The sequence below is a fragment of the Candidatus Pelagibacter sp. Uisw_137 genome (assembly GCF_047720245.1).
Lineage (GTDB): Bacteria > Pseudomonadota > Alphaproteobacteria > Pelagibacterales > Pelagibacteraceae > Pelagibacter.
The window spans coordinates 943,318-957,188 of sequence record NZ_CP159811.1 but is presented as its reverse complement, the minus strand read 5'-3'; the positions used below and the strand labels follow the sequence as shown (position 1 = coordinate 957,188).

Annotated in this window: 12 protein-coding genes and 1 pseudogene; 2 read left to right on the top strand and 11 right to left on the bottom strand. The window is 29.8% G+C overall.

The features are described from left to right. Positions 1-22 precede the first annotated feature (22 nt). Positions 23-1,186, top strand: coding sequence for an MFS transporter (locus tag ABXT61_RS05185; protein ID WP_415314737.1), 1,164 nt, complete (start codon positions 23-25; stop codon positions 1,184-1,186). Position 1,187: 1 nt separating this feature from the next. Continuing rightward, positions 1,188-1,949 (top strand): sulfite exporter TauE/SafE family protein, encoded by a 762-nt coding sequence (locus ABXT61_RS05180; RefSeq protein WP_415314736.1) that lies wholly within the window; start codon positions 1,188-1,190, stop codon positions 1,947-1,949. Here the strand turns inward: ABXT61_RS05180 and ABXT61_RS05175 are convergent. The 11 genes and pseudogenes from ABXT61_RS05175 to ABXT61_RS05125 form a co-directional block, all read right to left on the bottom strand. Beyond that, the gene (locus ABXT61_RS05175; protein WP_415314734.1) at positions 1,911-2,426 is read right to left on the bottom strand and encodes an NUDIX hydrolase; all 516 of its coding nucleotides are present in this window, start codon (positions 2,424-2,426) and stop codon (positions 1,911-1,913) included. The two genes, ABXT61_RS05180 and ABXT61_RS05175, sit on opposite strands and share 39 nt — an antisense overlap. Positions 2,427-2,501: 75 nt before the next feature. Next, on the bottom strand, positions 2,502-3,686 hold the full coding sequence (locus ABXT61_RS05170) for an ABC transporter substrate-binding protein (protein ID WP_415314732.1): 1,185 nt from the start codon (positions 3,684-3,686) through the stop codon (positions 2,502-2,504). 75 nt (positions 3,687-3,761) lie between these two features. Further along, positions 3,762-4,619 carry a DMT family transporter gene (locus ABXT61_RS05165; protein ID WP_415314731.1) on the bottom strand — a complete coding sequence of 286 codons (858 nt, stop codon included), beginning with the start codon at positions 4,617-4,619 and terminating at the stop codon, positions 3,762-3,764. Between the two features lie 3 nt (positions 4,620-4,622). Then, positions 4,623-6,104, bottom strand: coding sequence for an aldehyde dehydrogenase (locus ABXT61_RS05160; protein WP_415314730.1), 1,482 nt, complete (start codon positions 6,102-6,104; stop codon positions 4,623-4,625). Next, complete coding sequence (locus ABXT61_RS05155; protein ID WP_415314728.1) at positions 6,105-6,887, bottom strand: alpha/beta fold hydrolase; 783 nt, start codon at positions 6,885-6,887, stop codon at positions 6,105-6,107. Positions 6,888-6,891: 4 nt separating this feature from the next. Continuing rightward, positions 6,892-7,480 (bottom strand): annotated as a pseudogene (locus ABXT61_RS05150) (amino acid synthesis family protein). After that, the gene (locus tag ABXT61_RS05145) at positions 7,480-8,646 is read right to left on the bottom strand and encodes an LLM class flavin-dependent oxidoreductase (RefSeq protein ID WP_415314726.1); all 1,167 of its coding nucleotides are present in this window, start codon (positions 8,644-8,646) and stop codon (positions 7,480-7,482) included. Before ABXT61_RS05145 ends, ABXT61_RS05150 begins: the two are co-directional and overlap by 1 nt. A gap of 704 nt (positions 8,647-9,350) precedes the next feature. Then, positions 9,351-10,271, bottom strand: a complete 921-nt coding sequence (locus ABXT61_RS05140) for a methyltransferase domain-containing protein (RefSeq protein ID WP_415314724.1) — start codon at positions 10,269-10,271, stop codon at positions 9,351-9,353. A 660-nt stretch (positions 10,272-10,931) separates the two neighbouring features. Next, positions 10,932-11,267 (bottom strand): 2Fe-2S iron-sulfur cluster-binding protein, encoded by a 336-nt coding sequence (locus ABXT61_RS05135; RefSeq protein WP_415314723.1) that lies wholly within the window; start codon positions 11,265-11,267, stop codon positions 10,932-10,934. A gap of 52 nt (positions 11,268-11,319) precedes the next feature. Further along, positions 11,320-13,008, bottom strand: a complete 1,689-nt coding sequence (locus ABXT61_RS05130; protein WP_415314721.1) for a B12-binding domain-containing radical SAM protein — start codon at positions 13,006-13,008, stop codon at positions 11,320-11,322. Positions 13,009-13,099: 91 nt separating this feature from the next. Then, positions 13,100-13,735 carry a class I SAM-dependent methyltransferase gene (locus ABXT61_RS05125; protein WP_415314719.1) on the bottom strand — a complete coding sequence of 212 codons (636 nt, stop codon included), beginning with the start codon at positions 13,733-13,735 and terminating at the stop codon, positions 13,100-13,102. Positions 13,736-13,871 lie beyond the last annotated feature (136 nt).

Sequence of the window (13,871 nt, the reverse complement as noted above, 5' to 3'; positions counted from 1 at the left end):
TCGGTGATAAATATTTTTTTTAGTGAATAAAAATTTATGGTTACTAATTTTAAGTCAGATTTTTGCTTTTACAGCAGCACCCGTAACAGTTTTTTTAAGTGGAATAATTGGTTCTCAATTTAGCCCAGTAAAATCTTTAGCAACTCTTCCAATGGCTTTATCAATTGTGGGTATAGCAATTTTTGCAATCTTTGCAGCAAAGGTTATGAGTATAATTGGTCGAAGAGCAGGCTTTATATTTGCATCAATTATTAGTTCATTGTCATCATTACTTGCTGCTTATTCAATAATTATTGAAAGTTTTATATTATTTAATTTTGCATGTTTTTTACTTGGGGCCGGGGTTGCGTTTAGTCATCAGTATCGTTTTGCAGCTGTTGAAACAGTAAAAAGGGATATGGCACCAAAAGCTATTTCAATAATATTATTAGCAGGTATAGGTTCTGCTTTTATAGGACCAAATGTTGCTAATATAACAAAAGATATTATTGCTGAACATTTATACGCAGGTTCTTACATAGCACTTGCAGCTTTAACACTCACCTCAATAATTTTCTTATTATTTTATAAAGATGGACATAAACCAAATCGTATTAATAAAAAAATTTCGCGTAGCTATCTAGAGTTAATTTCTCAACCAAGATTTCTACAGGCTTTAGTAGCATCTGCATTTGCATATGCTGTGATGTCATTTTTAATGACAGCTACACCAATAAGTATGCATGTAATGGAAAAAATAAGTTTAACCAAAACAGGTTTTGTAATTCAACTGCATATTGCAGCTATGTTTTTACCATCATTGGTTACAGGTAATTTGATAAAAAAATTTGGACATAGTAAAATAATGTACGCTGGTGTCTTTTTATTTTTAATAACAATTTTAACTAGTTTTTTTGATCAAAATTTTACTAATTATTTAATCGCATTAATATTTTTAGGATTTGGCTGGAACTTTTTATTTATATCTGGAACGAGTTTATTAGTTTTATCTTATAGAGAAAATGAAAAATTTAAAGCACAAGGTTTTAATGATCTAATAGTCTATTCAATTCAAGCAACTGCAAGTTTGTCTGCAGGAGTTTTCTTAACCTTAACAAGCTGGAAAATAATGAATTTAGTATGTATAATATTTTTGGTTTTAATTATTTTTTCAACATTAAGAGCAGATTTTAAAGAGAGAAGATGAGATGGATTTACTAACTTATTTTCAACTCAGTTTAGTCGAAATTTATTTTGTAATATTTACTGTATTTATTGCATCTATTATAAGAGGATTTAATGGCTTTGGCTTTTCAGCAACATGTATTTCTGGTTTTTCTTTTATTCTTCCAGCAATAGAAATAGTTCCAATTATTCTAATACTTGAAGTGATAATTAGTATTTTTATGGTTCCATATATATGGAACAAAATAGATTGGATTTTTGTTTTAAAACTACTATTTGGGATAATTATTGGTTCACCTATTGGTCTTTTTTTAATAAAGTATTTACCTCAAGATATTACACACCTAACTGTTTGTATATTAGTAATATTTTTTTCAATTTTATTAATGAAAGGTTATGAGAATAAAAAGATTAACAACAATTATGGAAAATTTTTTACAGGAATAATTTCTGGAACATTAAATGGGCTTACAACATTAGGTGGTATGCCAGTTGCACTATTCTTATTAGCTACAAGCATCCAGCCTGCAATAATTAGAGGTTCATTGGCAGCATTATTTTTTTTAACGGATATTTATGCGTTTACTCTTAGTTTTTTTGCTGGAATTGTAGATGTCACAACAATTTACAGAACTGTTCCACTGATCATTATTTTACCATTAGGAGTTTTTATAGGCGATAAGTTCTTTGTAAAAAGTAAAGAAGCAACCTATAGAGAAGTTGTATTTTATTTTTTAATAATTATTTCAATTTTTGGAGTTTTGAGAATTATTAGCATTATTTAGAGATAAATACTTATAAAAAGCAGCTATATGGGTTCCATTATTAAATTTATTTTTTCTTATTAAATTAATAATTTCATTTTTAGTTAATAAATGTATTTTTATTCCCTTTTCAGGGTTCTTAATTTTGATTAGTTTTTTAGAAAAAAAACAATGTGCTTTTGAATTCATTCTTCCTGGCTCTTCATAAAATTTAATTAATTTTTTTGGGACAATTAAAGATTTATACCCAGTTTCCTCTAGTAGCTCTCTAGCAGCACTTTTTTCTGGTCTTTCTTTACGATCAATCCATCCACATGGAAACTCGAAGTTAATCCTATTTATTGCTTCACGTTTTTGAGAAACAATTAAAAACTTAGCATTAATTAATGGTATTAAAATTGCAACATCTGGTACTTCAAAATAATGCCAGTGTTCATTCTTTTTAAATTTTTTTTTTATAAGAAAAATTCTTGGGTATAATTCTATTTTTTTTTCCATTTTTATTCATCTTTATTAATATAAAAAAACCCTCAGCAACTTTCACTGCTGAGGGTTTTAAAATTAAGATATTAATTATCTTTGTTTTTTATTTTTGAATTTTCCACCTTTGATTTCTTTTTCTAAGAAAGAACCTTCAGCTTCACCTACATTAGTAAAGGTAACACCAGTTGCACCTTCGTAGTCAACCTTTTTACCTTGTGCTAGTAAGTCTAAACCTTTTTTAAGCTCACCTGGATAAATTTTAGTTCCAGGGGCGTTAGCAACATCCATTACATTCTTAGCAATAGAAGCTCTATCAGCTGATCCACCTGCTTGCATCGCAAGAATGATTAAAGCTGCTGCATCATAAGATTCACCAGTGTAAGGTCCGGATGAGTCGATGCCGGCTGCTTTAGCAACAGTTGCAAAAGTACCTGCTGTTTTTTTATTCATTGAACCAGGCATTGAACCAAAAGATTTATTTAAATCTTTTCCAAAAGCATCAGTTAACGAGTCACCGATCATACCATCAGATAAAATAAACTTATCAAATGCACCAGAGTCTAAAGAACCTTGAATAATTCCTTTTCCACCTTGGTCTAGGTAACCAATTACTGCTACTGCATCACCACCTGCTGAAGCTAAAGTTGCTACTTCAGATGAGTAATCTGCTTTACCATCTTCGTGTGCAGATACAGTTGTTACTTTAATGCCATGAGCTTTTACAGCTGCTTCATAAACATCAGCTAAACCTTTTCCATAGTCATTGTTAGTGTAAGTAATTGCTACACTTTTGATTTTTCTGTCTTTAGTAATGTCAGCTAAAATCTGACCACCTCTAGCATCAGATGGTGCTGTTCTAAAAAAGAACCCTTTATCATCTAAAGCTGTAAGTCCTGGCGAAGTTGCTGATGGTGATATCATTACTACACCATTTGGTACAGCAACATTAGATGCGATAGCACCAGTTACACCTGAGCAGTCAGCACCCATAATTGCTGCAACACCTTGTGCGATAACACCTTCTGCTGCCGCTGTTGCTGCTGCTGAGTCAACACAAGTTGAGTCTGCTCTTACTACTGAAATAGTTTCTCCACCTAATAGTGAACCTGAATCAGAAGCTTCTTTAAATGCAAGCTCTGCAGATGCAGCCATAGCTGGTGTTAGAGATTCAATAGGACCAGTAAATCCTAAGATAATTCCCATCTTAACTTCTGCGAATGTATTCGTTGTAAAAGTAGAAACGAATATAAATGCAGCAATAAATAGTTTTTTCATTATTTTCCTCTTTGATTGTTAACAATTTATAAAAATCAAATTAAAGACTATTTAAATGAATTTTCAATAGAAGAATTATCTAATTTTTTGAAGCTTATATACAGAAAATATTACAATTAAACCGCCAATTGCACTAAGTAAAGTTGGGATTTCACCAAATATAAAAAATGTTAAGATTAAGCCAAATACAGGAAATAAAGAATAAAAAGGCATAACCTTATTAACTGAATAAAACTTATATAAGTAAAATAATGAGGTGTGTGCAATTACAGAAACCATTACTCCATTATGAAGTAACAAAAGCCAAGTATAAAAATTAATATTTAGTAATTGATTAACTGTATTTCCTTCAAAAAAAATTGAAAAAAGAAAAAGAAGTGTAAAACCAGTAAAGCCCATAATCGTATTAGTTAATTTCACATCTATGTCTTTAATATATCTAGAAAATACATTTGCAATACCATAGAAAAAAGCAGAAACTGCACAAAGAAAAATTGCAAAAATTTCACTTTTTAAATTTGGATCATATCCAATTAGAAAAATTCCAAAAAAAGAAATAAATATTAATCCCCACATTTTAGGAGTTACCTTTTCACCTAAAAATAAAGAGCTTGCAAGAACTGCAAAAGGTATTGCTAGTTGAGCTCCAATAATTATAGGTGCTACCATAGTTGCTTTTTGTAGTGATAAATTTAAAAAGATAAAAACACCAAACCCCATGGTCAGAGAAAAACCGGCTAAGGGCAAATAGTATTTTTTATTTGGAATTTTAAATTTACAAAAAAGAACAAGACAAACAAAAAGTATAAACATTCTCAAGGAAGCTGCTAATACAGGCGTTAGAGATGTGTTTAATGCAAGTTTATTAATTGGATAAGAGCTTCCAAAAAGAAACATAATAAACAAAACTAATAAATAATGTCTGACAGTCAATTATCAACCCATTGTAAATGGATCAGTCATCGGTTTATCCGAAGAATTTAACCATGTGGTTTTTATTCTTGTGTATTCTTTAATTGACTCAATTCCTGCTTCTTTTCCATAGCCGCTATCTTTAATTCCTCCAAAAGGAGCCATTGGTGATATTAATCTATAAGTGTTTACAAAAGTTATTCCAGCTCTAATTGCCTTTGAAACTCTCAGGCCTCTTCCAAAGTTAGATGTGTAAACTCCGGAAGACAAACCATATTTATTATCATTCATTAATTTAATAACTTCCTCTTCTGTTTCAAATTTCATAACAGATAAAACTGGACCAAATAGTTCATTTTCTGCTGTAGGTAAATTATGATTTTTACATTCAATAATTGTAGCTGGAAAATAATAACCTTTACTAGATATAGTAGATCTTTTACTTCCACATTTAATTTTTCCACCTTGCTCAACAGTAGCTTTAATGTTTTTTTCTATATTTTCTAATTGTTTGAAGCTATTTAAAGGACCCATTTGAGTATCCTTATCCATTGGCGTACCTAATTTTATTTTTTCTGCTTTCGCGACTAATTTATCTAAAAATTCATCATAAATTTTTGATTGAATATAAAGTCTTGATCCAGCAATGCAGCTTTGACCACTTGCACCAAAAATGCCAGCAGTAATTCCATTAAGCGCATTCTCTTGTTCAGCATCATCAAATACTACAACAGGACTTTTTCCACCTAGTTCTAAGCTTACTTGTGATAAATTTTCTGCAGAATTTCTGACTATATTTCTGGCGGTTTCAGGTCCTCCTGTAAAGGCAATTTTTTCCACCAAATCATGAGTGGTTAAAGCTTTACCACATGGATCACCTAGCCCTGTAATTACATTTACTACACCCTTAGGCATACCTGATTTTTCAACCAATTTTGCAAATTCCAATAAAGTTACAGGCGCAAGTTCAGATGCTTTTATTACAACAGTATTTCCCATGGCTAATGCAGGTGCAAGTTTAACAGCTGTTAATAGCATTTGGGAGTTCCACGGAATGATGGCAGCAACAACACCAATAGGTATTCTTGTTGTTGTAACTTGCATGTCTGGTTTGTCAATTGGTACAACAGTTCCTTCAACTTTATCAGCAAGACCTGCAAAGTAATCATAGTATTCAGCAATATAATTAGCTTGTGTTTTAGTTTCTCTAAAAATTTTCCCTGTATCAATAGTTTCTATAGTTCCAAGATGTTCAGCATTCTCTCTCAGTAATTTTGCTAGAGATCTTAAATATTTTGCTCTTTCTCTTGGATGTAAATTAGACCAAGAGTTATCAAAAGCTTTTTGTGCAGCTTTAACAGCTTTATCTACATCTTTTGCATTTGCTTCAGGTACAGTTGCCCAAACTTCATTATTTTCTGGGTTTAAAGTTTTAATAGTTTTACCAAACTCAAACTCAACCCATTGACCATCTATGTACATTTTAAAATTTTGAATTTTTGTCATTTAATTATTAATAAAATTTTTAAGTTTTATATTAACATCATCTGCACACTCTATACTACAAAGATGTTTTCCATTACTTATCTCAGTAAAACTTGAATTTATTAAATCATTAGATAAGGATTTTGACATTTCAACTGTTGAACCTAAATCATATGATCCTGTCATCACCAGAGTTTTAGTTTTTATATTTTTAATCATACCAATATCATCTTGATGATAAGCAAATAGTTTATAGGCCTTTAAAAAATTTAAATGATCTTCATCTTTTTTTGTTAAAATCTTTATAAATTGATCATAAATTTCTGGATGCTCTTTTAAGTATTGATCTGTGAACCATCTTTTTAGTGCTTGATTTGAAATAGGTTTATTTAGCTTAGCTTGCTCAAATCTTTCTATGACTAAACTTCTTTGTTCCATAGTTCTTTTGTATGTAGTTCCAAGCAACGTTAGGGTTTTTAATTTATCTTGGAATTTTGAAGCAAAGTCTAATGCAACTAATGAGCCTAGAGAGAATCCAATTAAATTAATCTTATCTATTTTCAAAAATTGTAATAAATCATCTAATTGGTTTGACAAATCATTCAAAGTAATCTCCTCTTTACTATAAGGAGTTCTTCCATGACCTAACAAGTCATAAGCAATTATTGAATGATCGTTTAAAGATTTAATTTGAGGCTCCCACATTCTATAATCTAGCCCAACACCATGAATGAATACTAATGGATCTGTATTATTATTAATAAATGAATAATAATTTTGATTTGAGTCAAAATTTTGAGACATCCAATTACTTAGGGTCTAGTCCCATTTCTTTCATGTCTTGATAACGATCTCCTGTTCTCGCATGAGCTCTTCCTGTAGAAGCACCACCAATTGCTATAACTATTTCATCATCAAAAGGAGCATCATGAATTGTGAATTCATGAGTTAAATAATAAGGCCTTAGACCTGAAATCTGTTTTATGCATCATTGGAATAGACATTTTTGATCCAGCAGGACCCCTAGTATTAGTAAAGCTTAAATAAGAAGTTCCACCAACAGCATCTCTAAATTTATTACCAAATCTTAATGTGTGAATAAATGCGGATGCATGTTCAATTTCACCATTTAAGCCAACAGTTCCAGCTTTTCCATACGCTAAAATTTTTTCAGGTGAGCCAATCTCTTTTATAAGTTCTGGAACTAAAATATCACCTAACTTAGGTGCCAAATCTAAAATGATTGGTTTAAGATCCTCAACAAAACCTTTTCCATTCCATGGATTTTTAAATACAGCAGCAACAGAGACCATTAAAACTGGTTCTTTAGCTTCTTTACCACCTTCAATAAAAGTTTTATCTACAAATTTTGTAAACTTTCTAAGTTCTAGTTTCATTAACTCGCTTTTTCTATATTTGAATTATCGAAATTAATCTTTGGTATAACCTCGTCGTTAAACAACTTTATACTTCTCATGCAAGTTTCATGATCTATTCCAGGAAAATTAGACCAAACTTGAAGGTTTTGTAAATTTAATTCAGACTTTAATTCATTTATTTTATTAACAACATACTCTGGTGTCCCAAATAATAAATTTCTTTTATGTAGAAAGTCATAATTAAGCAAATCTAATTTGTGTTTTGTTTCTGGTAATTCTTCTCCTGGATCCATATGATTACCCAAACCTCTCCAATGACAAACCCACTTCATGTAATTAATAATATGTTCGCCAGCTAATTTTTCAGCTTCTTCCATAGTTTCTGCAACAAACATATCTCTAACTAAAGATATACCTTCTCCAAGCGGCACTTCTCTATTTTCAGTTTTTGATTTTGCATCTCTATAAATTTCAAATCTAGTTTTTAAAGCTTTAACAGTTGGTATCCACATTATTGTATTTAATCCATTTTGCGCTGCCCACTCAATTGATCTTGCACCATCAACTACCTGCCATATAGGTGGATGAGGTAGTTGTTTTGGTTTTGGTACTATACTAATTTTTTTTATTTCATTAGTTTTTGTATCAAGAAACTCTTCACTAGGTGGACTCATGTCATGTTGCCAATTAAATCCAGGTGTAGGGTAGTTATAAAATTCACCTTGGTGACTAAAAAATTTTTCAGTCCAAGCTTTTTTCATTATGGTTAATGATTCATCAAATAATCTAAAATTTTTTGCTTGATCTTTTAAATCAGCTTCTTTGTTCATATTGATAGCTTCTCTTCCATATATTCCTCTACCAATACCAACATCCACTCTTCCACCTGACAACTGATCTAGTAAAGCTATATCTTCTGCAAGACGGATTGGATTATGAAACGTAATTACATTGCAAGCTTGACCAATTCTAATTTGTTTAGTTCTTGCGGCCGCATCCACACCCATCATTAAAGGGTTTGTACAAGATTCCATTCCTTCATGATTAAAGTGATGCTCGGTATACCAAATAGAGTCCCAATTATTTTCATCACAAAAAGTTGTGATTTCTTGGGTTTCATTTAATAATTGATCGTATGGTTTATGGTCCCAGTTAGTAGTGTTACAAAAATATCCAAATTTCATTCAAACCCCCCTAAATAATTAAATTTAAAGACGACTGATCCCACTTTCGTAAACCTGTTGGTACCTTTTAAACCCAGTAAAACGACGAGTTATGTATCTATCTTTTATTGTTCTTAACTAAGATTAGTCAAAACCCAGAAATATAGCAAGTATTAGTATAAGTCTTATTCTTCTAGCCCTAATGCAATTAATAAGTAGGACCCTAAACAGATTGGGTTTTTCAATGTTTTTTAGACCCCCAATACCCCTTTTGTGTATTAGGTTCCCTTATATCTTCTCTTATATACTCTAGTCCTTAGAGCTAGAGGCAACTTTTTTCAAATGAAGGTTTAAGTACCTAAGGCCCAAAAAATTATAAAAATTTTATACTGTTTTGTATGTGGGATTTTCTATGATGAATGATTACTGGTGGAAAGATAAATTTTATTTAGACAACAAGATCATGTCTCTCCACCAGGAATACTACTAATGAACCTTTAATATAGGCCTCTTACAAAATATTACAAATCATAAGAGTACTTGAGAGCGCTTTAACACTAGGGTAACTTAGGATTATGATTTGTTCACAGTGTAAGAAGAAATTTACTCCAACTCATGGTAGGCAAAAATACTGCTCACAAGAATGTGCTGAAATAAAAAAATAGAAAAAAGAAAAAAATACAATCGATCGGATAAAGCTAAAGAAGCTCAAATAATTTAAAGAGTTATTTTTTTACTCCAATTACTTGCATTTGATCACCTTTAATTAGATCTAGTATATTTATAAAGGTTTCATTAATTCTATTTAATGCATTAATGAATCTTAAATTTAATAAATCTACAGTTATAGTTAACGGCAACCTTAATATATTTCTTAAAAGTTTTTTAAATACTACAGTGGAAGTTTCTCTTATAACCAAGGGATAATATCCATTTTTTTGTAGTAAAATTTTAGTTGACTCAATTGAAAAAAAATTTAAATGTGCTAGTGGGGCAACCATAGACCAATTTGATTTTAAAATTTTTGCTTTAAATGAGCTTGCATTTGGATAAGATAAAAATAACCTATCTCCTGCATTTTGAAATTTACTAAATTTTTTTAACAAAAATAATGGATCAGGTGTATGCTCCAAAACATCATTAAAAACTAAAATTTCTTTATTTCCTTTTTTAATTTTCTTTACATTAAAAACTAAATCATCTTTTTTTATCCAGTCAGCTAATTCAAAACCTTCGCACTTCCATCCATTTTTCTTAAACGTTTTTAATAATGCACATTTTCCAGGACCAACTTCCAAATAACTCCCTTTTTTTTCATTTTTCATTTTTTTATAGATCCAGTGATTAAAAGTATAATTATCAAATTTAAATTTTTTATTTACATGTTCAACAAATTTATGATCAAAAACATAAGGTGAGCCATCTCTGTGTAGTTTCTTTAAAAAAGCATTATTTGGCATTTTTGACAAAAATAAGTGTTTGCAATTTTTGCATTTTAGTAAATCACATAAATTTTTAAGATCTAGATGGACTCCATTAACCCTACCTTGTTTAGAAAATTTTTTATTTTGACAAATTGGGCATTTCTTAACAGGAAACAAATTTTTAGATAAATTTACTATATTTTTTTTAACTTTTTTTTCCATATTAAAAATTCATATTTAATTAAATTTATATAATCAAAAATTTTTTTATCCACATTATTTTGTATTTTATCAATCAAATTTCTTTTTTTGCTCTATGTCTTTCATATAATAATCTAATCTTTACAGCTATATTTAGAAAAAGTTTTGGAGGAAGCCAGGTAGGTTTATGTATAAGTCGTTTCATTAATAGTCCTTAATCTTTAGAACAATTATTAAACGAAGTGTTAAATTAGATAGGAATAAGTAGTGTCAGGGAATGTTAAAGTAAGATAGGAGTTTGGTATTTAGGGGCGACCAATCCCACTTTCGTAAACCTCTAAGTACCTTTTAAACCCAAGTAAAACGACGAGTTGTGTATCTATCTTTTCTTAATCTTAAACAATCCTACCTCAAATCCAGGATTGTTGCTAGTTTGTTGCTAGTTTAATAATCGCATATCTAAAGCAATAATTAAGTAGGACTTTAAATAGATTGGGTTTTTGATTGTTTTTTAAACCCACTATATCCCTTTTTCAAATAAGGATCCTAATAGTTTCCTCGATATAGCTGGTTTCAGACAGTTGAAGGGGTTAAAATTGTTTTCTAAGTAAAAAAAATTTCTGAAAAAATTATAACTAAAAAATTATGATTTTTGCTATTTTAATTTTTTAAATAAAGTATCTAAAATACACGTCTTTTTGACTGTTCCATTGTAACGGTAATATCTTTGATTTCTTCATGTAATTCAATTTGGCAACTGAGTCTTGAAAATTCAGTTTGATCAATATCGTTCGTTTCCATCGTCTCTATCTCATCTTCTGTAGGGGCTTTAAGCTTTGGAAAATATTCTTCATCAACGTATACATGGCATGTGGCACAAATGTTAGCTCCCCCACATAAACCAAAGTTTCCAGGAGCAAGCTTATCCATTACAGCCTCTCTAATAGTTGTTCCTTTTTCAGCTTCAATAGAAATTTTTTTGCCTTCTCTATCAATTAAATTAAAATTTATTACCATTATAATTATTTATTTTAAAATCGCTGAAGTTAAATTACTAATATTTAATGGGTTAATTTGCTTTATCGAATTTTATTCTACCATGAAAGAAATGTGCTTTTCTTCTTTTATCTTTTATTTCTTTTTCAAGTTTTTGCTTGGCAATAACATGGTCAGGTATTAAATTTTCAGGGGCTTTTATATCTGCTATTTTTGCATTTTCATTCGTTTTAATTATATCAGATTCTATCTCTTTAAATCCAGCATCAACATAATCTTCATCCCAAAAATCATTTTTTAATGCTCTACGTGTCTGCATAATCATGTGGGGCATTTCTTTTATTCTTACAATAAATTCATCAAAATCAATCAATGGAAATGTAAGTGTGTATATAGTTTTATGAATCCAGCTATATTTCATTTTTAATATTTTCTTTAATACTGGCTTTAACCATTTCGGTGTTACATTCCAAAGTGGTAACATTGCGTTATATTTATAAACTTCATCTTTGTAAGGTAGATCTAACCAACAACTTGTATGGTATGAGCCGTAACCCTCTTTAACTTTATCATAATTCTCTTTAGTTAAATATCCATTCTCAACACTATATTCTGCTAAAGCAGTTTTTGGGTAAGGATAAAAAATAAACGAAGCTGTGTTATAAGCATCTAACTTATCATTAAGCTCATAAGATTTCCACATCTCTTCAGGGGTTTCTGTTGGAAAACCAAAAATATATTCTGCTTGGAGTTTTAAGCCATATTTTTTAATTCTTTGTGCTGCAGCAATAATAAGCTCATCAGAGTGTCTTCTATGAAGCAATTTTATTCTAATGTGTTCACTGCCTGACTGAATACCCATTGAAACTGACTCACATCCAGCCTCTGCTAAGCCTTTTAGAATTGAATCTTTTGCAGTTGATGGGGTGACATAGCAATGAAAAGGTAAACCAATTTTTTCTTTATATTCAACTTTAAATTCATCCAGCCATTTTTGATTAAATGCAAAAACATCATCTTCAAACCTAAATTTCTTTGGTTTATATGTTTTTTTAATTTCCACTAAGTCAGCAATTACGTTTTCGACTGTTCGCTGTCTTAAATAAACTTCTCCTGAATAAGCTTGATTACGAAAACTATTAACACAAAAAGTGCACGCAAAAGGACAGCCTCTTGTTGTCATTATCATTATTCTAGAAGTTAAAGCACCGTATCTAGCAAAAAACGATTTATCTGGCATTGGTAAACTTTCCAATGGTTTAATTATGGGTCGTTTAACATTTTTGTGTACATGTCCAGTTGAATCTTTTACCCATAAGTTTTTAATGTCTGTGTAAGATTTTTTCTCTCTCATTCTTTGAAGTAGATCTTCTAAAGCTCCCTCACCTTCACCTAAACAGATCATATCAAAGCATTCTTCTTTAATTGTTTCTTCTGGTAATGAGGTTGGGTGAATTCCACCAACAATAATTGGTACATTAGGCATTAATTTTTTAAACTGTTTAGCGAGATTTTTTATTGGCAAATAAAGGTTAGTAATAGCGCTAAAACAAATTATATCAGGTTTAAAACGAAGGGCTTTATTTACTACCAACTCATCATTATAAAAAAAATTATTTAACCACGGGATATCTACATATCCATTGTCACCAAGAGCTGGTTCATAGATAAGTTCAACTAAATGTCCTTTGCTTTGAATATAGGACATTATACTTTCTAGACCGATATGCTCACTACCACGATAGTAAAATAATACTCTCATAATTTAATACTAAACATTAATCACAGATTTTAAAGAAGATTTTATCATTAGAAGCAGTAAATTTTATTGTTATTTAAGTATTTTCCTTAATTTATTGACTGTTAGATGGATATTCAAAGAATTTGATTCTTTTATTTGGACCAGCCACAACCACTTTCAATAAATTTTCTTTATGAAATATGTAATTTCTATCTTCAGCCTTATGTCTTTTATCTTCATCTAAATTTATACCTATAATATAATATTTTTTTTTCTTTTTTTTCATACTTTCATGAATTTTATTTATTAATACTTCAAAATCAGCACGATGTTCAGACTTATATAGTGGTCCGTTAAATATAAAACATTCCGCATCTAGCAATTCAAAATTGATATTCAATATATTATCATTAACAATTTTTACGGCATGATTTTTGTTTAGATCAGCTATTTGATATGACCCTTTATCAATTTCATAACCATAAATTTTTGCATCCGTTTTATCACTTAAAAAATTAGTTAACCTTCCGCTACCACAACCAAGATCAACAATGCCATAAATTTTTTTACTATTGATAAATTTACTAATTTTATAAATAAAATAATATGGTGCTGGGTAATTATCTGGTGGTTTAAAAAAATGGTTACTTTTTGGATAGCTATATCTATATAAAATTTCATAAAAAATTGTTTTAAAAATTTTTTTTCTAAATAAAAAGATAGATTCTATTGAGTGTTTTATATTCATTTTTTAATTTTTATTTTGTAGCACTTTGTAATGAATTTACTAATTTTTAATTCTTTTATTACTTCAAGAAGACCCAGACAAGGTTATTTTATTAGCTATAAATATTTAAAAAAAGTGTTGAAATTAGATAAAATAA

Coding starts and splice junctions, on each gene's coding strand:
- ABXT61_RS05180 (WP_415314736.1), top strand. CDS start 1,188: ATGGATTTACTAACTTATTTTCAACTCAGTTTAGTCGAAATTTATTTT.
- ABXT61_RS05175 (WP_415314734.1), bottom strand. CDS start 2,426: ATGGAAAAAAAAATAGAATTATACCCAAGAATTTTTCTTATAAAAAAA.
- ABXT61_RS05170 (WP_415314732.1), bottom strand. CDS start 3,686: ATGAAAAAACTATTTATTGCTGCATTTATATTCGTTTCTACTTTTACA.
- ABXT61_RS05160 (WP_415314730.1), bottom strand. CDS start 6,104: ATGACAAAAATTCAAAATTTTAAAATGTACATAGATGGTCAATGGGTT.
- ABXT61_RS05155 (WP_415314728.1), bottom strand. CDS start 6,887: ATGTCTCAAAATTTTGACTCAAATCAAAATTATTATTCATTTATTAAT.
- ABXT61_RS05145 (WP_415314726.1), bottom strand. CDS start 8,646: ATGAAATTTGGATATTTTTGTAACACTACTAACTGGGACCATAAACCA.
- ABXT61_RS05140 (WP_415314724.1), bottom strand. CDS start 10,271: ATGGAAAAAAAAGTTAAAAAAAATATAGTAAATTTATCTAAAAATTTG.
- ABXT61_RS05135 (WP_415314723.1), bottom strand. CDS start 11,267: ATGGTAATAAATTTTAATTTAATTGATAGAGAAGGCAAAAAAATTTCT.
- ABXT61_RS05130 (WP_415314721.1), bottom strand. CDS start 13,008: ATGAGAGTATTATTTTACTATCGTGGTAGTGAGCATATCGGTCTAGAA.
- ABXT61_RS05125 (WP_415314719.1), bottom strand. CDS start 13,735: ATGAATATAAAACACTCAATAGAATCTATCTTTTTATTTAGAAAAAAA.